26 protein-coding genes are annotated in these 23,015 nt (G+C 65.3%); 18 read left to right on the forward strand and 8 right to left on the reverse strand.

The features are described from left to right. Positions 1-121 precede the first annotated feature (121 nt). The 12 genes from secY to VML93_RS26005 all read left to right on the forward strand — a co-directional run bounded on the left by secY (position 122) and on the right by VML93_RS26005 (position 11,085). Complete coding sequence (secY, locus tag VML93_RS25950) at positions 122-1,450, forward strand: preprotein translocase subunit SecY (RefSeq protein WP_325615133.1); 1,329 nt, start codon at positions 122-124, stop codon at positions 1,448-1,450. Continuing rightward, positions 1,447-1,992, forward strand: a complete 546-nt coding sequence (locus VML93_RS25955; protein WP_325615134.1) for an adenylate kinase — start codon at positions 1,447-1,449, stop codon at positions 1,990-1,992. The genes secY and VML93_RS25955 overlap by 4 nt, the downstream gene beginning before the upstream one ends. A 2-nt stretch (positions 1,993-1,994) precedes the next feature. Beyond that, a complete protein-coding gene (gene map, locus VML93_RS25960) occupies positions 1,995-2,795 on the forward strand; it encodes a type I methionyl aminopeptidase (protein ID WP_325615135.1) in 801 nt (266 codons plus the stop codon). Between the two features lie 87 nt (positions 2,796-2,882). Further along, positions 2,883-3,428, forward strand: coding sequence for a sigma-70 family RNA polymerase sigma factor (locus tag VML93_RS25965; RefSeq protein ID WP_325615136.1), 546 nt, complete (start codon positions 2,883-2,885; stop codon positions 3,426-3,428). Positions 3,429-3,497: 69 nt separating this feature from the next. Next, positions 3,498-4,280 (forward strand): zf-HC2 domain-containing protein, encoded by a 783-nt coding sequence (locus VML93_RS25970; RefSeq protein WP_325615137.1) that lies wholly within the window; start codon positions 3,498-3,500, stop codon positions 4,278-4,280. An 80-nt stretch (positions 4,281-4,360) separates the two neighbouring features. Beyond that, positions 4,361-6,127, forward strand: a complete 1,767-nt coding sequence (locus VML93_RS25975) for a thiamine pyrophosphate-binding protein (RefSeq protein WP_325615138.1) — start codon at positions 4,361-4,363, stop codon at positions 6,125-6,127. Beyond that, complete coding sequence (locus tag VML93_RS25980; protein ID WP_325615139.1) at positions 6,108-6,785, forward strand: SRPBCC family protein; 678 nt, start codon at positions 6,108-6,110, stop codon at positions 6,783-6,785. The genes VML93_RS25975 and VML93_RS25980 overlap by 20 nt, the downstream gene beginning before the upstream one ends. Before the next feature lie 17 nt (positions 6,786-6,802). Continuing rightward, the gene (locus VML93_RS25985) at positions 6,803-7,822 is read left to right on the forward strand and encodes a ketoacyl-ACP synthase III family protein (protein WP_325615140.1); all 1,020 of its coding nucleotides are present in this window, start codon (positions 6,803-6,805) and stop codon (positions 7,820-7,822) included. Next, a complete protein-coding gene (locus tag VML93_RS25990; RefSeq protein ID WP_325615141.1) occupies positions 7,822-8,877 on the forward strand; it encodes a pyridoxal phosphate-dependent aminotransferase in 1,056 nt (351 codons plus the stop codon). The genes VML93_RS25985 and VML93_RS25990 overlap by 1 nt, the downstream gene beginning before the upstream one ends. A 70-nt stretch (positions 8,878-8,947) precedes the next feature. Further along, positions 8,948-9,454, forward strand: a complete 507-nt coding sequence (locus VML93_RS25995) for a MarR family transcriptional regulator (protein ID WP_325615142.1) — start codon at positions 8,948-8,950, stop codon at positions 9,452-9,454. Next, complete coding sequence (locus tag VML93_RS26000; protein WP_325615143.1) at positions 9,454-10,494, forward strand: S66 peptidase family protein; 1,041 nt, start codon at positions 9,454-9,456, stop codon at positions 10,492-10,494. The genes VML93_RS25995 and VML93_RS26000 overlap by 1 nt, the downstream gene beginning before the upstream one ends. Positions 10,495-10,536: 42 nt before the next feature. Beyond that, complete coding sequence (locus VML93_RS26005; protein ID WP_325615144.1) at positions 10,537-11,085, forward strand: TIGR03086 family metal-binding protein; 549 nt, start codon at positions 10,537-10,539, stop codon at positions 11,083-11,085. A 79-nt stretch (positions 11,086-11,164) separates the two neighbouring features. Here the strand turns inward: VML93_RS26005 and VML93_RS26010 are convergent, their stop codons facing one another. The 4 genes from VML93_RS26010 to VML93_RS26025 all read right to left on the reverse strand — a co-directional run bounded on the left by VML93_RS26010 (position 11,165) and on the right by VML93_RS26025 (position 16,379). Then, complete coding sequence (locus VML93_RS26010; RefSeq protein ID WP_325615145.1) at positions 11,165-12,535, reverse strand: HNH endonuclease signature motif containing protein; 1,371 nt, start codon at positions 12,533-12,535, stop codon at positions 11,165-11,167. Between the two features lie 269 nt (positions 12,536-12,804). Continuing rightward, positions 12,805-13,683 (reverse strand): 3-hydroxyisobutyrate dehydrogenase, encoded by an 879-nt coding sequence (gene mmsB / locus VML93_RS26015; protein ID WP_325615146.1) that lies wholly within the window; start codon positions 13,681-13,683, stop codon positions 12,805-12,807. A gap of 10 nt (positions 13,684-13,693) precedes the next feature. Further along, on the reverse strand, positions 13,694-14,854 hold the full coding sequence (locus VML93_RS26020) for an acyl-CoA dehydrogenase family protein (RefSeq protein ID WP_325615147.1): 1,161 nt from the start codon (positions 14,852-14,854) through the stop codon (positions 13,694-13,696). 4 nt (positions 14,855-14,858) lie between these two features. Then, positions 14,859-16,379 carry a CoA-acylating methylmalonate-semialdehyde dehydrogenase gene (locus VML93_RS26025; protein WP_325615148.1) on the reverse strand — a complete coding sequence of 507 codons (1,521 nt, stop codon included), beginning with the start codon at positions 16,377-16,379 and terminating at the stop codon, positions 14,859-14,861. 134 nt (positions 16,380-16,513) lie between these two features. Between VML93_RS26025 and VML93_RS26030 the strand changes: the two genes are divergently transcribed. After that, the gene (locus VML93_RS26030) at positions 16,514-17,065 is read left to right on the forward strand and encodes an RNA polymerase sigma factor (protein WP_325615149.1); all 552 of its coding nucleotides are present in this window, start codon (positions 16,514-16,516) and stop codon (positions 17,063-17,065) included. Continuing rightward, positions 17,062-17,760, forward strand: coding sequence for a Rieske (2Fe-2S) protein (locus tag VML93_RS26035; RefSeq protein ID WP_325615150.1), 699 nt, complete (start codon positions 17,062-17,064; stop codon positions 17,758-17,760). Before VML93_RS26030 ends, VML93_RS26035 begins: the two co-directional genes overlap by 4 nt. Before the next feature lie 100 nt (positions 17,761-17,860). On the opposite strand, the gene VML93_RS26040 is transcribed toward VML93_RS26035, so the two are convergent. Continuing rightward, the gene (locus VML93_RS26040; RefSeq protein ID WP_325615151.1) at positions 17,861-18,022 is read right to left on the reverse strand and encodes a hypothetical protein; all 162 of its coding nucleotides are present in this window, start codon (positions 18,020-18,022) and stop codon (positions 17,861-17,863) included. On the opposite strand from VML93_RS26040, the gene VML93_RS26045 reads away from it, so the two are divergent. The 4 genes from VML93_RS26045 to VML93_RS26060 all read left to right on the forward strand — a co-directional run bounded on the left by VML93_RS26045 (position 17,958) and on the right by VML93_RS26060 (position 20,074). Further along, positions 17,958-18,302, forward strand: coding sequence for a cupredoxin domain-containing protein (locus VML93_RS26045; RefSeq protein ID WP_414686446.1), 345 nt, complete (start codon positions 17,958-17,960; stop codon positions 18,300-18,302). The two genes, VML93_RS26040 and VML93_RS26045, sit on opposite strands and share 65 nt — an antisense overlap. Before the next feature lie 35 nt (positions 18,303-18,337). Further along, the gene (locus VML93_RS26050) at positions 18,338-19,240 is read left to right on the forward strand and encodes a metallophosphoesterase family protein (RefSeq protein ID WP_414686445.1); all 903 of its coding nucleotides are present in this window, start codon (positions 18,338-18,340) and stop codon (positions 19,238-19,240) included. After that, positions 19,237-19,647 (forward strand): hypothetical protein, encoded by a 411-nt coding sequence (locus VML93_RS26055; protein ID WP_325615154.1) that lies wholly within the window; start codon positions 19,237-19,239, stop codon positions 19,645-19,647. The genes VML93_RS26050 and VML93_RS26055 overlap by 4 nt, the downstream gene beginning before the upstream one ends. A 100-nt stretch (positions 19,648-19,747) precedes the next feature. Further along, entirely contained in the window at positions 19,748-20,074 is a 327-nt protein-coding gene (locus VML93_RS26060; protein WP_325615155.1) for a hypothetical protein, read from the forward strand. A gap of 14 nt (positions 20,075-20,088) precedes the next feature. Here VML93_RS26060 and VML93_RS26065 read toward each other — a convergent pair whose 3' ends face one another. The 3 genes from VML93_RS26065 to VML93_RS26075 all read right to left on the reverse strand — a co-directional run. After that, positions 20,089-20,586 carry a lipoprotein LpqH gene (locus VML93_RS26065; protein ID WP_325615156.1) on the reverse strand — a complete coding sequence of 166 codons (498 nt, stop codon included), beginning with the start codon at positions 20,584-20,586 and terminating at the stop codon, positions 20,089-20,091. A gap of 238 nt (positions 20,587-20,824) precedes the next feature. Further along, positions 20,825-21,649, reverse strand: coding sequence for a lipase family alpha/beta hydrolase (locus VML93_RS26070; RefSeq protein ID WP_325615157.1), 825 nt, complete (start codon positions 21,647-21,649; stop codon positions 20,825-20,827). A 1,083-nt stretch (positions 21,650-22,732) separates the two neighbouring features. Then, positions 22,733-23,015: hypothetical protein (locus VML93_RS26075; protein WP_325615158.1), on the reverse strand; the 283-nt coding region annotated here is incomplete at its 5' end.

A 23,015-nucleotide genomic window follows, 5' to 3' on the forward strand; every position in this document is an offset into this window, starting at 1 on the left:
TGAACGGACCTGCCGATATCAGCTGTTAATCTCGTACACGGTTTGACGCGCGACGCCGTACGTCCTGGCCCGTGGGTGTGGGCGCGTAACGAGAATTACCCCGGGCCGCGCAGGAGGAAGAGTGCTTTCGGCTTTCATCTCGTCGCTGCGGACAGTCGACCTGAGACGGAAGATACTGTTCACGCTGGGCATTGTCATCGTCTATCGGGTCGGCGCCGCATTGCCGTCACCCGGTGTCAACTACACCAACGTGCAGCAGTGCATCAAAGAGGCGACCGGCGGCGAAGCCGGACAGATCTACTCGCTGATCAACCTGTTCTCCGGCGGTGCGCTGCTGAAGCTGACGGTGTTCGCGGTGGGTGTGATGCCGTACATCACCGCCAGCATCATTGTGCAGCTGCTCACCGTGGTCATTCCGCGCTTTGAGGAACTGCGCAAAGAAGGCCAGGCCGGCCAGGCCAAGATGACGCAGTACACCCGCTACCTGGCGATCGCCCTGGCCATCCTGCAGGCCACCAGCATCGTGGCTCTGGCGGCCAACGGCGGGCTGCTGCAGGGCTGCTCGCTGGACATCATCCAGAACCCGAACGACATCTTCACCCTGGTGGTCATCGTGCTGGTGATGACGGCCGGTGCGGGGCTGGTGATGTGGATGGGTGAGCTGATCACCGAACGCGGTATCGGCAACGGCATGTCGCTGCTGATCTTCACCGGCATCGCCGCCCGCATTCCCGCCGAAGGCAAGCAGATCCTGGAGAGCCGCGGCGGGGTCATCTTCGCGGCCGTCTGCGCGGCCGCGCTGATCATCATCGTCGGCGTGGTGTTCGTCGAGCAGGGTCAGCGTCGCATCCCGGTGCAATACGCCAAGCGCATGGTGGGCCGGCGGATGTACGGCGGTACCTCGACCTATCTGCCGCTGAAGGTCAACCAGGCCGGCGTTATCCCGGTCATCTTCGCGTCCTCGCTGATCTATATTCCGCACCTGATCACCCAGCTGGTGCGCAGCGGCACCGGCAGCGTCGGCAACAGCTGGTGGGACAAATTCGTCGGGACATACCTGTCCGACCCGAGCGACCCGGTCTACATCAGCATCTACTTCGGGCTCATCATCTTCTTCACCTACTTCTACGTGTCGGTGACCTTCAACCCGGACGAACGTGCCGACGAGATGAAGAAGTTCGGCGGGTTCATCCCGGGCATTCGGCCCGGAAAGCCGACCGCCGACTACCTGCGCTACGTCCTGAGCCGGATTACCCTGCCGGGCTCGATCTACCTCGGCGTGATCGCGGTGCTGCCTAATCTGTTCCTGCAGATCGGCGCCTCCGGCGGTGTGCAGAACTTACCCTTCGGAGGAACCGCCGTTTTGATCATGATCGGCGTCGGTTTGGATACGGTCAAACAAATCGAGAGTCAGCTCATGCAGCGCAACTACGAAGGGTTCCTCAAGTGAAGATTGTCTTGCTTGGACCGCCCGGAGCCGGCAAGGGGACGCAGGCCCAGAAACTCGCCGAGAAGCTGGGGATTCCGCAGATCTCCACCGGTGAACTGTTCCGGCAGAACATCGACAACGGCACCAAGCTCGGTATCGAGGCCAAACGGTATCTTGACGCCGGCGATCTGGTGCCCTCCGAGCTGACCAACGCGCTCGTCGACGACCGGTTGGACAACCCGGACACGGCCAACGGTTTCATCCTGGACGGGTATCCACGCTCGGTGGATCAGGCCAAGGCGCTGCACACGATGCTCGAGCGCCGGGGGACCGACATCGACGCCGTCGTGGAGTTCCGCGTGTCACAGGAGGAGCTGTTGGAGCGCCTCAAGGGGCGTGGCCGCGCCGACGACACCGAAGAAGTCATCCTCAACCGGATGAAGGTCTACCGTGAAGAAACGGCGCCGCTGCTGGAGTACTACAGCAGCCAGCTGAAGACCGTCGACGCCGTCGGGACTCTCGATGAAGTCTTCGCTCGCGCGCTGCAAGCACTAGGAAAGTAACCATGAGCGCTCTGGCACGACTGCGAAGTCGCAGAGTCGTGCCGCAGCGCAGTGCCGGTGAACTCGACTCGATGGCCGCCGCCGGCTCCGTCGTCGCGGTCGCTCTGAACGCGGTCCGCGCCGCCGCGGTTGCCGGGGCGTCGACCCTCAGCCTCGACGAAATAGCGGAGTCGGTGATTCGCGAAGCCGGCGCGACGCCGTCGTTCCTGGGCTACCACGGCTACCCCGCGTCGATCTGCGCGTCGGTCAACGACCGGGTGGTCCACGGCATCCCGTCGGCCGCCGAGGTACTGGCCCCCGGTGACCTGGTATCCATCGACTGCGGGGCAGTGCTGGACGGCTGGCACGGTGACGCGGCGATCACCTTCGGCGTCGGGATCCTCAACCCGGAAGACGAATCGCTTTCGCAGGCCACCAAGGAATCGCTAGAAGCCGGAATCGCGGCGATGGTGGTGGGCAATCGACTGACCGACGTCGCGCACGCCATCGAGCTGGGCACCCGGGCTGCGGAGGCCCGCTACGGACTGGCATTCGGGATCGTGGAGGGGTACGGGGGCCACGGAATCGGCAGGCACATGCACATGGATCCGTTCCTGCCCAACGAGGGCCCACCCGGACGCGGTCCGCTGCTGGCCGCCGGTTCGGTGCTGGCCATCGAACCGATGCTGACGCTGGGAACCGGCAAGACGGTGGTCCTCGAGGACGAATGGACGGTCACCACCGGCGATGGGTCGCGGGCGGCGCATTGGGAGCACACCGTGGCGGTGACCGAGACCGGCCCGCGCATTCTGACCCGGCCTTAGGGCCGGTACCAACAGCGGCCGAGAGTACCCAGGGGCGCGATGAACTAAACACCTGCTCGACTCGTGTTAGTTGCGGGAGGTGATCGAGTGGCTCGGGTGGCCGGCACTCGTGGGGCGTCTGGGGCTGCGGAAGCCGCTCTGATGAAGGCGCTCTACGACGAGCATGCAGCCGTCTTATGGCGGTATGCGCTTCGGCTGACGGGTGACGCGAGCCACGCCGAGGATGTGGTGCAGGAGACGCTGTTGCGGGCGTGGCAGCATCCAGAAGTCGTCGGCGACACCGAGCGCTCGGCGCGCGCCTGGTTGTTCACCGTGGCGCGCAACATGATCATCGACGATCGACGCAGCGCGCGGCACCGCAACGTGGTGGCGTCGATCGACGAAGAAGGCGCGCCAGAGCAGTCGACGCCGGACGAGGTCAACGCTGCCCTGGACCGGATGTTGATCGCCGATGCGATGGCCCAGTTGTCCGGCGAACACCGGGCCGTCATCGAGCGGTCCTACTACCGCGGTTGGACAACCGCACAAATAGCTACAGACCTTGGAATCGCCGAAGGAACAGTGAAGTCGCGACTACACTATGCCGTGCGGGCATTGCGGCTCACTCTGCAGGAACTTGGAGTTACCCGATGAAAGCGAAGGGTTTCATAGTGGGGCCCATCCGGCTGGCCATCGGCTCCGAATACTTGAGGGTGACAGGAGATGGATGACATGAGGACGCCGCTACGGGGAATCGGCCCACCCGGTGACAACGCCGGGTTCAGCGAGGGGCGTGACCAGGCTATGGGTGATGACCGCTACGCGATGTGGGATGCCGCGTACGTGCTGGGGTCACTCTCTGCGGCCGAGCGCCGCGAATTCGAGTCGCACCTGACCCAATGCCCGGCGTGCCGTCAGGGCGTCGCCGAACTCAGTGGCGTGCCTGCCCTGCTTTCGCAGCTCGACGGTGACGAAGTGGCCGCGATCAGTGAGTCCGGCACCATCGGTGGGATTCCACTGGCGACACCGGAGTTGTCGCCCGATCTATTGCCCACGCTGCTGCAAAAGGTGCGTTGGCGCCGCCGTCGTGCCCGCGTGACGACCTGGGTTGCCTCGGCCGCTGCGGCCGTGGTGTTGGCGGTTGGCGTGTTCGTCGGACTTCAGGGTCCCGCCACGTCTCCACAGCCTGTGACTGCGGCTGGCCAGCCGATGGCGCAGGTCGGCACGAACCTGCTGGCCTCGACGGTGTCGGTGACCCCTCAGCACTGGGGCACATTCATCAACTTGCAATGCGTCTGCCTGGCACCGCTGAACGCCCACCACGACACGCTGGCGATGGTCGTGGTGGGACGCGACGGCAGCCAAACGCGGCTGGCCACCTGGGTGGCCGAACCCGGCCACACCGCCACGCCCGCGGGCAGCATCTCGACGCCGCTGAATCAGATTGCCGCGGTGCAGGTGGTTTCCGCAGATAACGGACAGGTTTTGCTGCAGCGTTCGCTCTAATCCCAAACGTGCGGTGAACTGAACGCACCCGCACGTCGTGTTATTGGCATCGTCTCAACCAATCAGATTTAGGTGAGCAGATGCCAGGGGAGTACAGGGTTGTCGACCACATCGTCGACAAACTCGTCGCAATCGGAGTCCACCACATCTTCGGTGTGGACGGCGCCAACATCGAAGATCTGTACGACGCGGCACATTTCCACCACGGAATCACCGCTGTACTGGCCAAGCACGAGTTCTCCGCCGCCACCATGGCCGATGGGTACAGCCGCAGCGGGGCCGGACTGGGAGTGGTGGCGGCGACGTCGGGGGGCGGCGCGCTCAATCTCGTCGCGGGGCTGGGCGAGGCACTGACAAGCCGGGTCCCGGTCTTGGCCTTGGTCGGCCAGGCCCCCACCACGATGGACGGGCTGGGCAGCTTTCAGGACACCAGCGGGCGCAACGGATCACTGAGCGCCGAGGCGGTGTTCTCGGCGGTGTCGGTCTCGTGCGAGCGAGTCCTGACGCCGGCCGGCATCGCCGCGGCGCTGCCCCGGGCCATCGCCGCGGCGCGCACCGGCGGACCCGCAGTGTTGTTGCTGCCCAAGGACATTCAGCAGGGACAGGTCGACTGCTGGCGCAATGGCAATCAAACTGGCAATCAAAATGGCCAGGGCACGGCGGATCTCCGCCCCATCGGCAACCCGCACCCGATCGTCGGCGTGCTGCGCAACGCGCGCGGTCCGGTCACCATCATCGTGGGTGAGCAGGTGGCCCGCGACAACGCCCGAGCCGAGCTGGAAGCACTGCGCGCGGTGTTGCGTGCCCGAGTCGCCACCGTTCCCGACGCTAAAGACGTCGCTGGGACACCGGGTTTGGGGTCTTCGTCCGCGCTCGGAGTAACGGGCGTCATGGGGCATCCGGGCGTGGTTGAAGCGGTGGCCGGCAGCGCCGTGTGCCTCGTGGTAGGCACCCGGCTGTCGGTCACCGCGCGCACCGGGCTCGACGACGCGCTGTCGACGGTGCCGACGGTCTCGATCGGATCGGCGCCGCCCTATATCGCCAGCACCCATGTCCACACCGAGGACCTGCGTGGGTCGCTGCGGATGCTGGTCCAGGCACTGTCGGGGCGCGGACGGCCGCTGGGCTTGCGGGTTCCCGATGCGGTGCGGCGCACCGAATTGACGCCGCCGCCGTACTCCGGGCCGGGTGTGCGCTACCGCGATGCCATGGCAGTGCTCGACGGTGCCCTGCCCGACGGCACCGACGTCGTGGTCGACGCCGGCAACACCGGCGCCTCGGCGATCCACTACCTGCCGGCCCGGCGCGGTGGCAGATTCGCGGTCGCGCTCGGCATGGGTGGCATGGGCTACAGCTTCGGCGCCGGCATCGGGATGGCGTTCGGGCGCGCCAACACCGGACGCCCTCCCGGGCGGACCGTGGTGATTGCCGGGGACGGAGCGTTTTTCATGCACGGCATGGAGGTGCACACCGCGGCGCACTACCGGCTTCCGGTGACGTTCGTGTTGTTCAACAACAATGCGCACGCCATGTGCGTGACCCGCGAGCAGCTGTTCTACGAGGATCTGTACAGCTACAACCGATTCCGGCCCAGCAGGTTGGGTGCCGGCCTGGCGGCGATGTTCCCGGGCCTGACTTCGATCGACGTGACCGACCTGGACGGATTGGCCGCTGCGATGCACGCGGCCCTGCACATCGACGGCCCCGCGGTGGTCAGCGTCGAATGTGCCGCCGACGAAATCCCGCCCTTTGCGCCATTTCTGAATGGTCAAACGGTCAAAACGACTGCCAAGAAACAGATTACAACCCATAAGGAGAACCGTACCGATGTCGCTGCCAGCGCTTGACGATATTCAAACCCATCACTTGGCCCGGACCGGCACTAGTGAGCCCATCGACGGTCTGGTCCGTATCGAAACCAGTCCGCGACAGAAGGCCACCCCGATCATCATGGAGATGATGCGGTCGGTGTACCCGCACGACGAGGTCTTCGGGCAGTACTGCACCGTCAACGATTATGTGGACTGCCCGCCCGACGAGTTGTACGAGTACATGGCTGACACCCGCAGCCTCGAGGAGTGGACCTACAGTCTGCGCGGTTTCACGACGACCGACGAGCCCGGCCTCTGGCTGGCGTACGACCGGCTCGGTTCGGAGACCGAGATCTACACCCGCACCATCGCCAACGAGCAGGCGCGGACCGTCGATTACCACTGCGCCTGGGATCAGGGCAAGCACCTGTGGATGATCTATCTGATGCGGGTCATCGACGCGCAGGTGGTCCTCGACAAGCCGGGTTCGGTTGTGCTGTGGACCAATTGCCACCACCCGTTCTACGACCACAACCCGTATCCGGAGACCGCCCCGGCGCAGCGCCCGGTTTGGGTCGGCGACTTCTGGGACATGTTCGGCGCCGGCCATCTACTGGAAATGAAGAACCTCAAGGCAATCGCCGAATACCGGCACCGTAACGGCTTGCCGGTCACCCCGGAGTGGATGAGCTGAGAAGGGTCGAGAACACCATGAGCAAGCCAAGTGTCAGTCTGATCGATGTTTCCACCTATCTGCCCGGCGAGCCGATCGGCGCGGAGTATTACGCGCAATTCGCCGAGTCCGATGACCTGCGCGACAACCTCATGTTCCGGGCGCCGAAGTTTCGCCACCACGTCGTGCCGGACGAGAGTGCGGTCGACATGATCGAACGTGCGGCGCAGGGACTGATCGAACGTCACGGCCACGACGTCATCGAGGGCGTGGACGTGCTGATCACCCACACCCAGGTGCCGGACATGGGGTTCTACGGCGAAGGCGGCGGCATCGCGCACCGCCTTGGCTTGCGGCCCTCATGGGTGCTCGACCTGAACAACGGCGGTTGCGCGGCATTCGTGTTGGCGCTCAACGTGGCTCGCAAACTGCTGTCGTCGGGCGCGGGACACACGGCGCTGATCGCGATCGCGCAAAACGCCGCCGGGCAGTTTTTCGACCAGCCCAAAGTTCGCCGCAAGGCGCAGTCGGCGGTGCCGGGCGACGGGGCCGCGGTCGGCCTGGTCACGCTCTCAGAGCAGTCGCCGATCCTCGATGTCGAGTGCCGCACCTACGGTGAGTACGCCGGGGAGATGACCCTGTCCTTCGACCCGCCCCGCAAGTGGTGGCAGGCCGGTCCCGGCGAGGGCAGCATCGGCTTCACCGAAACCAAGATCACCAAGGTGCTGGCCCGCGGCAACCGGCAGGTCCCCGAAGTGGCGCTCGCGGTTTGTGATCGAATCGGCATGTCTCCTAAAGACATCGGGCTGCTGGTCACCAACCAGCCCAACCGGGTGTTCCTGCGCAACTGGCGGGAGGCGCTCGAGCTGCCCAAGGAACGTCATCGGGACACTTTCGACCAGTGCGGCAACCTCTTTGGCGCCGGCATCCCGGTCAACCTGGACACCGCGATATCGGAGGGCCAGGTCACCTCCGGCGACGTGATCATGATGGCGGCCTTCGCGCACGCCGGCGACTTCGCCGGCGCGGCGGCGGTGCGCTGGGGCGGACGCAACTGATGCAAGCGCTAACCAGTCCCGTCAGCGCCGAGATTGGTGGCGCATTTCCCCACGCAATCGATCCGTTTGCGTTGTCGCTCAACGAGAATCCATTTCCTCCGCTCCCGGCGGTGCGCTCGGCACTGATTCGCTCGATCGATGCCGCCAACCGGTATCCGGAGTTTTTGCCCGAGCGGCTGCGCAGCGTGATCGCCGGCCGTATCGGCGTGCCGTCGGACCGGGTGGTGCTCGGTGCCGGTGCGACCGGGGTGGTGTTGCAGGCCCTGCTGGCGCTGACCGCCCCGGGCGACGCGATCGCCATGGCATCGCCCACGTTCGACGGTTATCCGATCATGGCGCAGATGGCGCGGCTGAACCCGGTACTGGTGCCGCTGGACCAGCACGGGCATAACGATCTCGACGCGCTGGCCGACGCCGCCGCGAATGCCCGCGTGGTGGTGGTGTGCCGGCCGCACAACCCGACCGGCACGCTGGAGCCGACGGCCGAGATCCTTCGATTCCTGATGCGGGTGCCGCACGACACCATCGTCCTGCTCGACGAGGCCTATATCGAATTCGCCTCTCCGGAGCACCGATTCAGCGTCTCGGCGTTGACCGTGCATTTCCCCAACGTGGTGCTGGTGCGCACGTTCTCCAAGGCGTACGGGCTGGCCGGCCTGCGAATCGGCTACGGCGTGGCGTCTGCGGAGCTGGCCAGGACGCTGTGGACGCAGCAGTTGCCGTTCGGCATCGCGATCACCAGCTTGCTTGCGGTCGCGGCGTCCTACGATGCCGAAGACCAACTGCTGCAACGGATCCAGTCGATCACCGCCGAACGTCGCTACCTGCGGATGCGGTTGAACGCGATGGGGATGGACAGCACCGACGCGCACGCCAACTTCGTGTATCTGCCTTCGAGAGGTGAGTGCGGTCCGCCCTGGCCTGACGTATTCGCCGACACCGGACTGCACATCCGGTGCTACGCCGACGGCGGCGCACGAATTACCGTGGGCAGCCGCGAATCCACCCTGGCGGTGTTGGCCGCGCTGGCAAAGCCCGCGGCGACCGCAAGCTGACTCCCGACCCCGGCTTCCCCCGCGGAGGGGGCGGGGGAAGCCGGGCCGCGGATCTGCGGTAAGAAGGGGCGTGGCCGCCTCGAGTCCCCAGAAGCGTGACCCGATCGCGCTCGCGCGTTCCAACTGGGAGCGGTCCGGATGGGGCGAGGTATCGCAAGGCATGGTCGCGGTGACGTCGGTGATGCGCGCGCACCAGATCTTGCTGGCCCGCGTCGAGACGGCGCTGCGTCCCTACGACCTGAGCTTCTCCCGCTACGAACTACTTCGGCTGTTGGCGTTCAGCCGAACCGGAGCGTTGCCCATCACCAAAGCGTCCGATCGGCTGCAGGTTCACGTCACCAGCGTGACCCATGCGATCCGGCGGTTGGAGGCCGACGGGCTGGTGCAGCGGGTGCCGCATCCCACCGACGGGCGGACGACGCTGGTGGAGATCACCGAGCTCGGCCGATCCACCGTCGAGGACGCCACCGTCACGCTCAACGAGCAGGTGTTCGCCGACATCGGGATGGCCGCCGATGAATCGCAGGCGCTGGTGTCCTCCATCGAAACGCTGCGGCGCAACGCCGGAGACTTCTGATGTCCAGGCTCAAACCGCCCGCGTTGCAGCCGGATGACACGATTGCCGCAATCTCACTGTCGTCGGGCGCCGCGGCGAGCAATCCACGGCGCTACGAGACGGGCAAACGGCAATTCGGTGAGACGTTCGGGGTGCGCGTCATCGAGACACCCAACGCGCTTCGCGACAACGCATGGTTGTACGACAATCCACAGGCCCGCGCGGACGATCTGCACTGGGCCCTCACCAACGATCAGGTCAACGGCATCGTCTCGACGATCGGCGGCGACGAGTCGATCCGCACCGTTCCCTATCTCGATCTCGCTCTGATCCGCGAGAATCCCAAGGTGTTCCTCGGGTTCTCCGATGCCACGGTGCAGCACCTGGTACACCGCCAGGCCGGAGTGGTGAGTTTCCACGGGCCCGCTCTGATGACCTGCTTCGCCGAGCCCGGAGGCATCCTGCCCTATGTCGAATCAGCAGTCCGCGCAGCACTATTCGACGGCGATGCAGTCGAGCTGACCGCTTCCCCGGAATGGACCGAGGAGTCCCGGGGCTGGAGCAACCCCGCCGCCGGAGATCGCAGGCGACGATGGTGGACGAACCCCGGCTGGGTGTGGCTGCAGGGCGACGCCGCGGTCGAGGGGGAGTTGATCGGCGGCAACACCGAGATCCTCGAGATGGCCAAAGCTTCGCCGCTCTGGCCGCCCGCCAGCGCATGGGACGGCGCGATCCTGCTGCTGGAAACGTCGGAGGAGGCGCCGGCGCCTCAGACCGTGAAGCATTGGCTGCGTGGCTATCTCGCCGGTGGTGTGCTGCACCGAATCGGCGCCCTGCTGATCGCCCGGCCGATGGGCTACACGCAGCGGGCGACGTTCCAGCTCTGGGACAACATCCAGGCGGTGCTCGCTGAGGCGGGCCGCCGCGAGATGCCGGTGGTCGCCAACCTCGACTACGGGCACGGCTCGCCGCAGGGTGTGTTACCTCTGGGCTGCCGGGCCCGTGTCGATCCGTCGGCTCGCAGCATCCGGATGCTCGAATCCGGCGTGCGTGGACGATGATGTGACCTAGACAACGAAACGCCACACGGAAAGGACAGGACGGTGGATCCATTACTAGCTCACCAGCGTGCTCAGGACGTGTTCGCCGGGGTCCTCGCCAACGTCAGTGCTGACCAGCTCGGCGCGCCTACGCCGTGCACGGAATGGACGATCGACGATCTGATCGAGCATGTGATCGGCGGCAACGAGCAGGTCGGGCCGTGGGGCGGCAGCCCCGATGCGCCTGCCGCCCGGCCCGGCGACATGGTTACGGACCACCGGGCCGCAGCTGCCGCCGCGCACGAGTTCTTCGCCCGGCCGGACGGGCTGTCCACGATGTACAAGCTGCCTTTCGGGGAGGTTCCCGGGCAGATTTTCATCGGGATGCGCACCAGCGACGTGCTGACCCACGCGTGGGACCTGGCGGCCGCCACGGGGCAGTCCACCGACCTTGATCCCGAGTTGGCCGCCGAGCAGCTCGCCGCCGTGCGGGCGTTTGTGGGGCCCCAGTTCCGTGGCCCGGGCATGCCGTTCGCGCAGGAGGAGCCGTGCTCAGCGGACCGCGCGGCGGCCGATCAACTGGCAGCGTTCCTGGGCCGAAAGGTGCAGTAAGCGGACTGACCGGTTGCGTGCCGGGCTCGTTGAACGGATCAATGGCTTGCCTGTGGGGCGAAAGCCTCGTTGGGCTGCGTCATTCGGGTTCGTCGTCGTCTTGTTCGCAGAGGGTTTTCTCGGGGTGGTGGTATCGGTTGATGCGTCGTTGGCCCCGGTCGAGGTGGGTTGGTGGTATCCATTCGACGTCGCCATGGGCGTTTGTTCTAGTCATCCAGCCTTTGTCGGCCAGGGGGTGGTGCTCGCCGCAGCCCAAAGCCGAACCGTTGACGTCGGTCTCACCCGATATCGCATACGGGATGAGGTGATGCACTTCGCAGTAGTATCCCTTGACCGGGCAATCCGGGAAGGTACATCCACGGTCTCTGGCGTATAACACAAGTCGCTGCGCGGGGCTGGCCAGCCGCTTGGTGTGATACAGCGCCAACGCCTTGCCGTCCTGGAAAATCGCTAGGTAGTGGTGTGCATGGCGGGCCAGGCGGATCACATCGGACATGGGCAGGACGGTGCCGCCCCCGGTCAACCCGCGACCGGCCGCGGCTTCGAGTTCCTTCAGCGTCGTCGTCACGATGATCGAGGTGGGTAGCCCATTGTGTCGGCCCAGTTTGCCCGACATCAACAGGGCACGTCCGGCGATGAGCAGGGCGTCATGGAAGCGTTGGTCTTTGCCACGCCGATCCGCGCGTGCGGCCTCTTCGGTGGGTTCCTCGTCGACGACGGGGTTCTCATCCTCACGATTGCACTGCCCGGGGGCGCCGAGTTTTGCCTCGATGGCTTCGAGCACGGCGCGCAGTTCCGGGTCGACGTAGCCGCTGATCCGCGACATGCGATCGGCATCTTGAGGACTCAGCCTGATCCCGCGTTTGCGGGCCCGGGTCTGGTCGTCGTTGGGTTCTTGTCCGTCCTGGCTGAGCAGGTCGAACAACTCGCGGGCCTGTTCGCGCAGTTCGTCGGGGCGCTGGTCGACCGCCAGTTTGGCCAACTGCTTCTCGGTTTCCTCACGCACGTCCGGCTCCACCGAGGCGGGCAGTTGTTTGAGGAAGGTGCGGATCACGTTGACGTGTTCCTCGCCGATGGCGGCCCGTGCGCGGGCCTCGGCGGTTGCCGGCAGCAGCGGTGGCAGGGGTTCACCGGTTAACGCCCAGCGCGGCCCGAGCTCGGCGGCAGCATGGATATGACGCGAGGCTTCAGCGGGGGTGATGTGCAGTCGGTCAGCGATCACGGTGTGTAGCCGGCCACCGAGTTCGGTGTCGGTGCACCGGGCCTTGAGGTGGTTGATCAACACCGGCTCCGGTGCCCGTGCGTGGCGCGCCACCATTTCACCGGTTTCCAGCAGCGCCATCCACTCCGGGCCAGTCAAGGCATCAAAATTCAACTCCGACCAGCGTTTCGCATACGCGCGCAGCCCTTCGACCACCTCGGTGACCTCTTCACGACTGCTGCAACTCATACTCGAATCCTACGAAGACCCACCGACAGGTTTTCTTCCAGAACTTAAGCAGCACTAAAGGTTTCGCTCAAGGCGAACACCCGCTCGGCAAGCGTGCACAACATCCCGGCCACCCGCCGCGCGCCGCCGCCGATCAACTGGCAGCGTTGCTGGGCCGAAGGTGCAGTGAGCCCGAGGTTTTAGTGTGCGGTGCAACGAAAGCCCGCGAGCGGCCCCAAATGTACGCGGGCGACGGCGTGTCGCTGTACAAATGCGCGCGCTCGCGGGTTTCAGCGCAGTGTCTCGATCACGGCACTGAAGTCCTTATCGGCGTGGTCGGCGGCGAACTTGGCGTAGATCTCCGCGGCGTGGGTGCCGAGCGGCGCCCTCGCACCGGTTGAGCTCACCGCATCCATGGCCAGGCCCAAGTCCTTGTTCATCAGCGCGGTCGCGAAGCCCGGCTTGAAGTCGTTGTTGGCCGGCGATGTCGGAACCGGGCCCGGCACAGGGCAATTGGTGTGTACCGCCCAGCAGTTGCCGGTGGCGCCGGTGATGACGTCGAACAGTGATTGCGCTGAGAGCCCGAGCTTCTCGGCCAACACGAACGCCTCGCCGATCGCGATCTGCTCTACCGCGAGCACCATGTTGTTGCACACCTTGGCGGCCTGGCCGGCACCCGCCCCGCCGCAGTGGATGATCTTGCCCGCCATGGGTTCCAGCACCGGGCGCGCCTGCCGCAGGGCCGATTCGTCGCCACCGACCATGAACGCCAAGGTGCCGGCGACGGCGCCCTTGACCCCTCCGGAGACGGGCGCGTCAAGCTGGTGCATGCCGTTCGAGCCAGCCAGGGCGTGTACCTCGCGGGCGTCGTTGACCGAGATGGTCGAGCTGTCGATGAACAGCGTGGCGTCCCGCGCGGCGGGCAGAATCTCGGTGTAGCAGCGCTTGACCACCTCGCCGTTGGGCAACATGGTGATGACCACGTCGGCGTCGACGACCGCGGCGGCGGCGCTGTCGAACAACGTGGCACCTTTCGAGGCGGCCGCTTCCCTGGCGGCGGGCACCGGGTCGAACCCGCGCACGGCGTGACCGGCCGCGATCAGGTTAGTAGCCATCGGCGCGCCCATATTGCCCAGCCCCAAGAAGGCGATCGTCAGCTGTTCGGTCATGGCTCCCTTTCTAAGGGGCGGCACGGAATCGCGCGGCCTCGGCCCGACCGATGACCACCCGCATTATTTCGTTGGTCCCTTCCAGAATTCGATGCACCCGCAGATCGCGGACGATCTTTTCCAGACCATACTCGCGCAGATAGCCGTAGCCACCGTGCAGCTGCAGCGCCTTGTCGGCGACCTCGAAGCAGGTGTCGGTGACATAGCGTTTGGCCATCGCGCACAGCTCGACCTTGTCGCGGTCGTCGGCGTCGAGCGCACTTGCCGCCCGCCACAACAACATTCGCGATGTCTCCAGGCCGGTGGCCATATCGGCCAGGGTGAACCGGATGGTGGGCTCGTCGAGCAGGGAGCCGCCGAACGCCTGCCGGTCACGGACGTATGTGCCCGCTTTGTCGAAGGCGGCCTGCGCACCCCCGAGTGAGCACGCCGCGATGTTGAGCCGGCCGCCGTTGAGCCCGTTCATCGCAATGCCGAAGCCGGCACCCTCACCGTCTGAGCCACCCAACATCGCGTCGGCGGGGATGCGCACCCCCTCCAGGATCACCTGCGCGGTCGGTTGCGAACGCCACCCCATTTTCTCTTCGTTTACACCGAAACTCAGACCAGGAGTGTCCTTTTCGATGACGAAGGTGGAAATCCCGCGCGGGCCGTCGCTTCCGGTGCGTGCCATCACGACGTACACGTCGGATGCTCCGGCGCCGGAGATGAACTGCTTGACGCCGTCGAGCACGTAGTCGCCACCTTGCTTGACCGCACGGGTGCTCAGCGCGGAGGCATCGGATCCGGCGCCGGGTTCGGTGAGGCAGTAGCTGGCGATGGCGTCCATGGATGCCAGCCGCGGAATCCATTCCTTGCGTTGTTCGGCGGTGCCGTAGCTGTCGATCATCCATGCGCACATGTTGTGGATCGACAGGAATGCCGCGGTCGTCGGGTCGGCGATGGCCAACTGCTCGAAAATGCGGACCCCGTCCAGCCGCCGCAGTCCGCTGCCGCCGACATCGTCGCGGCAGTAAATGGCCGCCATGCCGAGTTCGGCGGCCTCGCGCAACACATCGGTCGGGAAGTGTTCGGTGGCTTCCCATTCCAGGGCGTGCGGGGCAATCCGCTTGGCGGCGAACGCTGCCGCCGTCTCGGTGATCACCCGCTCGTCGTCATCGAGGGCAAACATGGCGCTAATCCATTGTTGGAATGACGAATTCGGCGCCGTCTTTGATGCCGGACGGCCACCGCGACGTGACGGTCTTGACCTTGGTGTAGAACTGGATCGCCGCCGGGCCGTGTTGGTTGAGGTCGCCGAAGCCGGAGCGCTTCCAGCCGCCGAAGGTGTGGTAGGCCACCGGAACTGGGATCGGCACATTCACACCGACCATGCCCACCTGCACTCGGGAGACGAAATCGCGGGCGGTGTCGCCGTCGCGGGTGAAGACCGCCACGCCGTTGCCGTACTCGTGCTCCGAGGGCAGCCGTAGCGCCTCTTCGTAGTCGTGGGCCCGCACGATGCACAGCACCGGCCCGAAGATCTCGTCGGTGTAGATCGACATGTCCGCGGTGACGTGGTCGAACAGAGTCGGGCCGATGAAAAAGCCGCTCTCCAGGCTGGCGTCACCGTACGCCAGGTCGTCGCTAGTTCGGTCGCGGCCATCCACCACCAATTCGGCGCCGGCTTCCACACCTTGGGCGATGTAGTCCCGCACCCGGGTCAGCGCGGCCTCGGTGACCAGCGGCCCGTAGTCGGCCTTGGGGTCCAGACTGTGCCCCACCCGCAGCCCGTTGATCCGCTCAATGAGCCTGGCGCGCAACCGGTCCGCGGTCTGCTCGCCGACGGGCACCGCCACACTGATCGCCATGCAACGCTCGCCCGCACTGCCGTAACCGGCGCCGATCAGTGCGTCGACGGCCTGGTCGAGATCGGCGTCGGACATCACGATCATGTGGTTCTTGGCCCCGCCGAAGCACTGCGAGCGCTTGCCGGTGGCCGCGGCCGTCGAGTAGATGTACTGCGCGATATCCGAGCTGCCCACGAACCCGACCGCCTTGATGTCGGGGTGGTGCAGGATCGCGTCGACGGCTTCCTTGTCACCATGCACGACCTGAAAGACCCCGGGTGGCAGGCCGGCTTCCAGGAACAGCTCGGCGAGTCGCACCGGAACCGACGGGTCGCGCTCACTGGGCTTGAGCAGGAACGCGTTTCCGCACGCCAGAGCCGGGCCGGCCTTCCACAGCGGGATCATCGCCGGGAAGTTGAACGGGGTGATGCCCGCGACCACGCCCAGCGGCTGCCGCAGCGAGTAGACGTCGATGCCCGGGCCGGCGCCCTCGCTGTACTCGCCCTTGAGCAGGTGCGGGATCCCGAGGCAGAACTCGATCACCTCGATGCCACGCTGGATGTCGCCCTGGGCATCGGGGACCGTCTTGCCGTGCTCGATGGACAGCAGCTCAGCCAGCTCGTCGTTGTGCTGGTTGACCAGCTCGATGAACCGCATCAGCACCCGGGCGCGGCGCTGCGGATTCCAAGCGGCCCAGCCCTTTTGGGCTTCGACCGCCGATGCGACCGCGGCGTCGATGTCGGCTTGGCCGGCCATCGGGACTTTGGCCTGGACTTGGCCGGTGCTGGGGTTGAACACATCGGCGGTGCGGGTGGACTGGCCGGCGGTGCGCTGGCCGTCGATGAAGTGCGGAATCTGTGTGGTCATGGTCTTCCAAAAGAGGTCGGTAAGGGGGTACAGAGGAGATACTTGCATATCCTAGTATTAGCTTCGTTGTGTTCGCAAGGCGCCCCCTTCCATCACGTGTAACCCGAGCGGATATTGATCGGTGAAGGAGGCACGTGACCGCACGAAACGATCCCGTCGGCCCGCGACCGTTGCGCGCGGTGCCGGATAACGGCTACACCGACTGGCAAGCGGTGTATCAGGACAACGCGACGTGGGTGTACCGCACGCTGTTCGCCCGGGTCGGCAACCGGGCCGATGCCGAGGACCTCACGGCCGAGGTGTTCCTCGCCGCGCTGCGCCCGCTGCGCCTGACGGCCAGCGTCGGCGAGGTGCGCGCGTACCTGCGGGCGACGGCGCGAACAGTGCTGGCCGCGCACTGGCGCGAGACCCTGGGCCGGGAGATAACCTCGATCGACGTCATCGAACAGCTAGGCCCAGATTGCCAGAACAGTGAGGAAGCGATCAGCACCGCGCCCCAGCGTGTCGCCCAGGTTCTCGACAGACTGCCGGACCGCTATCGCCAGATTCTGGAATTGCGCTTCTTGCAAGGCAGTTCGATCAAGGAAGCCGCGGCGGAACTCGGCATCAGCGTTGCCAACACCAAAGTGCTGCAGCACCGCGCGCTGCGACTGGCCGCACAAGTCACCGATGAGGGCCGGCAATGAACGCGCGGGGGTTGCGCAGGTATATCGACGATCTGCTGCGGGGTCGTCGGCCTAAGCCGTTCGCGCCCGACGACTTCGAGGCCGCGCAGATCAGGACGGCGATCGACCTGCGAGCGGCTCGACCGGACGGTGACGCGCCCAGCCAGGAATTCCTCAGCGACCTGCACCGCCGCCTCGCGGAGCAGATGACCGGCGCACCGCGGGAACCGGCGCCGATGCAAAACACGACGCGTCGCCAGGTGATCGTCGGTACGTCGGCTGCCGCGGTCGCCGCGGCCGCCGCGGTGTCGGTGGATCGGCTCGTCATCGGCGTCCAACCCGCGGAAGCTCCGGTGGCGGGCGGGGAGCTCAAGCCGAACGACGGGCGGTGGATGCGCGTCGCGGCCAGTTCGGATGTGCCCGACGGGGTGATGCACCCGTTTGATCTCGGGACCGTCAGCGGATTCGTCCGCCGGGTCGACGGAAATCCCGAAGCCGTCTCCGGGGTGTGCACTCACCAAGGGTGCCGGCTGTGGTTCGACGCACCCGACGACCGGCTGCGCTGCCCGTGCCACTCGACGTCGTTCGCGTCCAGCGGGCAGGTGCTCACCCACCAGTTGCCGATCGCCCCGAAGCCGTTGCCGAAGCTGATGGTGCGCGAGGTCAACGGAGTCATCGAGGTGTTCGCGCCGGTAGGCCCCGACCAGCCGGCCTGAGAGTATTCGGCCTGTCGTTCGCCGAGCGTGCTCTGAGGGCGAGATTTTGGCGGATTTTTCGCCCTCAGAGCACGTTCGGCGACGCGGAGCCCAGGTCGTTCTAAGCTCGCCCCGGCCAGCCGGCCTGAGCGGTGTAACCCACCGCGCTATCTCTTGGCATGACTCGAAAACACTTGGCGTGGTTGGCGTTGAGCGCGGTGGCGTTGGCCGGATGCGCGACTTCGCAGCCCGTTGCCAGCACCCCTTCGCCATCGGCCAGCATGTCGATCACCGCCCCCCAGGCGCCGGTCAGAAAGAACCAAGTCAACATCGACGGCTTCGCGTTCGTCCCGCTTACCGTGACCGTCGCCGCCGGCACCACCGTCATCTGGACCAACCGCGACGAGGAACCCCACACCGTGGCGGCGAGTGACGGTTCATTCCACTCGCCCGGCATGGGGACGGGGGCCACGTTCTCGCACACTTTCTCCAGCCCCGGAAAGTTCGAGTACGTGTGCTCGATTCACCCGATGATGCGCGGCACCGTGGTGGTGACTCCATGACAGATGAACCAAGGGCGACAAATGATCCGAAAACGATGAGTCGCCGCCAACTCATCCGCCACACCGCATGGTTTGGTGCGGCGGTCGGTTTCGCCGTGGTCGGCGGTGAGGTCATCTCGCACGTCGCTTCGGCCGAACACACCGCGACGGCTCGGCCGACCCTGAGGTTCGCTCAAGTCAGCGACAGTCACCTCGGATTCTCCGGACCGGCCAACCCCAACGTCGCAGACACATTCGGCCACGCCATCGATCGCATCAACAACCTCGGCTACACACCGGATTTCGTCATTCACACCGGCGACATCACGCACCTGTCCACCCCCGACCAGTTCGACCGGGCGAAGCAGATGATGAGCGGCCTGAAAACGCCGCACGTGTTCACCGTGCCGGGCGAGCACGACTCGGTCGACGATGCGGGGCAGAAGTATCGCAGCGCCTTCGGCGCGGGTAGCAAGGGCGACGGTTGGTACAGCTTCGACATCTCCGGCGTGCACGTGATCGCGCTCGTCAACACGTTGAATCTGAAGAAGCTTGGGCATTTGGGTGCCGAACAACTGGAGTTCGTCGAAAAGGACGTTGCGGGGTTGTCGAGTGACACGCCGATCATCGTGCTCAGCCATATCCCGCTGTTCGCCATGTACCCGGACTGGGGCTGGGGCACCGACGATGCTGCCCAGGCGCTGAGCTATCTGCGCCGCTTCTCGTCGGTCACCTGCCTCAACGGGCATGTCCACCAACTGTTTTCCAAGACAGAAGGCAACGTGACCTTCTACACCGGGACGACGACGGCCTATCCGTTGCCCCATCCCGGTGACGGACCGGCACCCAAGCCGGTCACTTTGCCGGCCGGAAAGCTGCGCGACGCGCTGGGCATCCGCGAGGTCGGCTACACCAAAGGGCAGAGCGCCCTGGCATTGAAAGAGTCGGTACTGCAATGATTCTGAGAGATCTCCTGCTGCGGGTAGTCCTGGCGGTGTCGCAGGTGATCAGCGCGGCCAGCCATTCTTACCCCTATGTCCATGGCTATCAACATATCCCCGGTATCGGCGACGGATTTCTGGTGCAGGCCAGTGTCTCGTTCGCCCTGGCCGTGCTGATTCCGGTGGGTGGGCCCTTTTGGCTGCGCTGGGCGGCGGCCGCGGTGGCCGGTGGCTCGCTGGTGGCTTTCGTCCTGTCGAGGACAGTGGGGCTGATGGGCTTTACCGAGCACGGTTGGGACCCGTCGCCCTACGCGGCGGCCAGCGTAATCGCTGAAGCGGTGACGGTGCTCACGGCGCTGGCGTGGGTTGCGTGGCGTCGGCCGGCGGCGGTCAGCCCTGCTGGCCGCCTGGCAAAAGTCAAGTGAGCGTGCTGTTTTCAGCATTTGATCGGTAGCGGCGCGGACGCAAGAATATCGCAAGTCGCCGGTGGCAATTTCGCCTCGAAAAGCGGTGAAAGGAATCATCATGCTTGCTACCCGCGCCCTGACACCGACTATTGCCGCGACACTGCTGTCGGGCGGCTTTGCCGCGGCCACGGCCCAGGCCCAACCCGGTCCCGCGCCACTGGATCACTACACCTGGTGCCCGGGTCACCCCGATCCGCGGGACCACATTTCACCCGCGGGCCCGATCGCCGCGATGCAGCGGCAGGGCTGGGATTTGAATGTCTGCCACGACTATTGGTATCCCGCGGCGGGCTTCCCAGATAGCCCGCAGCACAACGACATTGTCGAAGGAGACCATGTGCCGCGCGGGCCTGCCTGCGCGCCCATCTGCCCGCCTTGGCCGTAACCGGCGTCGACCTCCTAGGGGCAGGTGACGTCGACCTCGAAGGGCTTGTTGACCTGCTGGCCCGCGTTGTCCATGCCGCTGGCGTGGCCGGTGATCTGGTAGCTGTTGCCGGTCTTGGTCGCTTTGGCGTCGTTACCGGGCACGCCCTCGGTGAAGCTCATGACCACACCGTCGACGGTGCCGAAGCCCGCGTTGTGGACCGCCGATCCGTCCTGTTCCAGACCGACGATGATGCCGGTCGCCATGTCACCGACCGCGATGGAGAACTTGCCTTCGTTCGTCGAGCACACCACCGGGCCGCTGACCGGCTGCGGCTTGCCGCCGACGATGACCTTCGTTTCGCCGGACGCGGCAGGAGTGCTGCCGGTTGCGGGCGCGGCGCTGGAGCTCGTGGCCGCGCCGGAGGATGCTGCGCTGGATGACGGCCCAGACGCTTGGTTGTCCTTGGAACACCCCGCCACCCCCGCGACGATGGTCGCCGCACTAACAGCGATCAACAGCTCACGCTTCACCAAGTTCTCCTTTTGTCGGCTCTAACCCGCTCCAACCCGTAAACGCCGGCGGATCTAGTGAGCAGTATGTACGGCCGCGCAACGGCCGTACAGTGCTAGTCCTCGCGCAGAGTATTGATGAACCGGCGTGTCTTATTGCAAAGTGGGCACGAGGCCCAGGCGCGGCGGCACCACGATCAGACAAGTCAAGTAGCAAATGACCGTCCAAAGCTACTGCGGCGCAGTCATCTTCAAGCAATCAGGAGGCGCTGGCCAACACACGCACTACTGGCTCAGTGGCGGAACCCGTACCCGCTGCGGACAGTGCGGCTGTGATGTAAGCGATCACCTTCCGGCTCAGCAGCATCCCGAGATGGCCGACCCCATCGAACGTGATCGTCTCCACCTGCGGGTGGGCGGGTACTGACCGAACGCCGGGCACGATGATGTCGAGTGCGGCTGTCACTGATAGCCACCGCACGCCATCAGGCAATGGTGTGGTGGCGAGCCGGCGCAACAGCGGCGACCCGGCCCTCAGCGCCCTGACGAGCTCGAGAATAGGCAGCATATCTGCCCAAGGTGACCCCCCGAACGGAGAGCCCAGCGTGACCACGGTGTCGACTCGCCCGATTAGGCGAGGGTCCAGGATGGCCTGCGCGATGATAACGCCGCCGAGGCTGTGTCCGACCAGATGCAGCTTGTCTGAACCGGTTCGATTCAACGTACTTTCCACCTCGGCGACTAGCTGAGCAGCCAGCTGCTCCACCGATTTTCCGACCGGTGCATAACTGATCGCGTGGACCGCGAGGCCCCGGGCGCTCAGGGCGTGCGCAACCAACGACCAGCTCGACTTGGCTCCGCCGAAACCGTGCACGAGTAGTACTGGAAGTGTAGCCGCCGCATGCGGTTTCGCGTGCGGCGAAATTGTATTTGCTGGCTCATGGTCGCCGCGGAAGAGGCGTACCGGCGCCGTCGCCGCCACCGACAGCAACAGCGCTGCCTCGTGCGCCTGCACCATCGCGGCACGCGCCATCAGGTGAACCGCCGAGCGGGCGCCGCCGATACCGCGCGGGCGTGTGGTCATGTCCATCCGACTTGGTGAACTCGAGACGTGTGCCGGTTGACGTGATGTCGGCTGAGTTTGCAACATGTTCCACCTTCTTTGGGTAACCCGCACTACATTCACCATGGCTGTCGGCAAGCCAGGAGTCTTCACTGCCAGCCGCAGTTCGCTATGCGGGTCCGCAGGAGCAGCGCGCTACTTGGTAGCCGGAAGGGGGATCAAAGTATCCTGGCGCGCAGTCTGTTTCGCTGCGAGAGATTTGACGTCATTGTTCTTACACTGGCCGCGGTGGTGCTTGCGGGTACCAGATGTTCTGGCCAGCCGGGGAGTGGTCTGGGTGTTAATCGGGTGACACAGCGTCAGGCTTTGAGGCCAACGCAACAGAGGGGCCGTAGCGATGCTCAACGCGCACGAAAGCCAGGCTCATTTCCCGCATGGCTGCGGCGCCAAGATGTGGGACGTTGTAACCTCACACGGGCATCTTGCGCGCGACATCCGGCTCGAATCCGATGCTCGGCGCACCGTGCACTAGCTTGGGCTGACAACATTGGTTGCACCCAGGCGTTATTTGGTTACCGATCCGCGAGCAACGGCTTGCCAAGGCGGTACTGCGGGTTGGCGCTCAGTTGCCGGCGATCACCAGTCGACAGGGCGGCTGACGGCGCGCGCGATCACGAACCTATTACCAGGATGAGCATCAGTACGATGTTCACGAGCGCCGTGTTCTGAAGCGATACCGGGTGATAGGAGCCACAGCAGGGGTCGCGCCGAGCTAGTCGCCACGAGAAGACCAGTCGGTGCCGACGACAATCGATGTTTTGCACGGTTCTGGACCTCCTCGAAACAGCGGGCAGTATGAAACGATCAACGCGACCGTTGTTCTCGCTAGCGCTAAAGCGGTCCTATTAGTCTCGCCCAGCATGCGCGGCAATGCCTCCCTGTCAACGGGAGGATGGCCTACTTGCTAGCCACCATGTGGTGCCTCCGAGTCACCAGGCGCCCGGCCAGCCGGAACGACGATCCGCCGTTAGCGGCACATACATGGGTGGAACTATTTGGTGAGTCTTGCGGAGTACCCGCGGCCACGCCGAACGTGGTTGTCGGTCAAGGTTTCTCGAAAAGGAAGACATATGTGTCGATCATGGCCTCAGAATTGCCGGCCGTCAGTGTGGCCGAAACGGTCGACACCACCAAGCGCGCAATCGTGCCCGCCACGCCATTTATCGTCGCCGAAATTGTGCTGGCGCCGAATCCATTTCGGGCGTTCTCCTCAAGGAGATCGACCTGCGGAACCCGGCCGCAACACCGATCGCGATCTTGCTGAGCATGGCCCTGCTCGCATTTGGGCATCGTTTGCAGCTTGGCGGCAACGACTGCCGCGAACTCC

This window comes from Mycobacterium sp., assembly GCF_035499775.1.
In the GTDB taxonomy this organism is placed as follows: domain Bacteria; phylum Actinomycetota; class Actinomycetes; order Mycobacteriales; family Mycobacteriaceae; genus Mycobacterium.

What these genes read in the sequence shown, in the direction of transcription:
- VML93_RS26000 (WP_325615143.1), top strand. Translation starts at nt 9,454, where the DNA reads ATGTCCAGGCTCAAACCGCCCGCGTTGCAGCCGGATGACACGATTGCC.
- VML93_RS25970 (WP_325615137.1), top strand. Translation starts at nt 3,498, where the DNA reads ATGGATGACATGAGGACGCCGCTACGGGGAATCGGCCCACCCGGTGAC.
- mmsB (WP_325615146.1), bottom strand. Translation starts at nt 13,683, where the DNA reads ATGACCGAACAGCTGACGATCGCCTTCTTGGGGCTGGGCAATATGGGC.
- map (WP_325615135.1), top strand. Translation starts at nt 1,995, where the DNA reads ATGAGCGCTCTGGCACGACTGCGAAGTCGCAGAGTCGTGCCGCAGCGC.
- VML93_RS25985 (WP_325615140.1), top strand. Translation starts at nt 6,803, where the DNA reads ATGAGCAAGCCAAGTGTCAGTCTGATCGATGTTTCCACCTATCTGCCC.
- VML93_RS26060 (WP_325615155.1), top strand. Translation starts at nt 19,748, where the DNA reads ATGCTTGCTACCCGCGCCCTGACACCGACTATTGCCGCGACACTGCTG.
- VML93_RS26010 (WP_325615145.1), bottom strand. Translation starts at nt 12,535, where the DNA reads ATGAGTTGCAGCAGTCGTGAAGAGGTCACCGAGGTGGTCGAAGGGCTG.
- VML93_RS25980 (WP_325615139.1), top strand. Translation starts at nt 6,108, where the DNA reads ATGTCGCTGCCAGCGCTTGACGATATTCAAACCCATCACTTGGCCCGG.
- VML93_RS26025 (WP_325615148.1), bottom strand. Translation starts at nt 16,379, where the DNA reads ATGACCACACAGATTCCGCACTTCATCGACGGCCAGCGCACCGCCGGC.
- VML93_RS25990 (WP_325615141.1), top strand. Translation starts at nt 7,822, where the DNA reads ATGCAAGCGCTAACCAGTCCCGTCAGCGCCGAGATTGGTGGCGCATTT.
- VML93_RS26070 (WP_325615157.1), bottom strand. Translation starts at nt 21,649, where the DNA reads ATGACCACACGCCCGCGCGGTATCGGCGGCGCCCGCTCGGCGGTTCAC.
- VML93_RS25975 (WP_325615138.1), top strand. Translation starts at nt 4,361, where the DNA reads ATGCCAGGGGAGTACAGGGTTGTCGACCACATCGTCGACAAACTCGTC.
- VML93_RS26020 (WP_325615147.1), bottom strand. Translation starts at nt 14,854, where the DNA reads ATGTTTGCCCTCGATGACGACGAGCGGGTGATCACCGAGACGGCGGCA.
- VML93_RS26035 (WP_325615150.1), top strand. Translation starts at nt 17,062, where the DNA reads ATGAACGCGCGGGGGTTGCGCAGGTATATCGACGATCTGCTGCGGGGT.
- VML93_RS26050 (WP_414686445.1), top strand. Translation starts at nt 18,338, where the DNA reads ATGAGTCGCCGCCAACTCATCCGCCACACCGCATGGTTTGGTGCGGCG.
- VML93_RS26055 (WP_325615154.1), top strand. Translation starts at nt 19,237, where the DNA reads ATGATTCTGAGAGATCTCCTGCTGCGGGTAGTCCTGGCGGTGTCGCAG.
- VML93_RS26040 (WP_325615151.1), bottom strand. Translation starts at nt 18,022, where the DNA reads ATGCTGGCCGATGGCGAAGGGGTGCTGGCAACGGGCTGCGAAGTCGCG.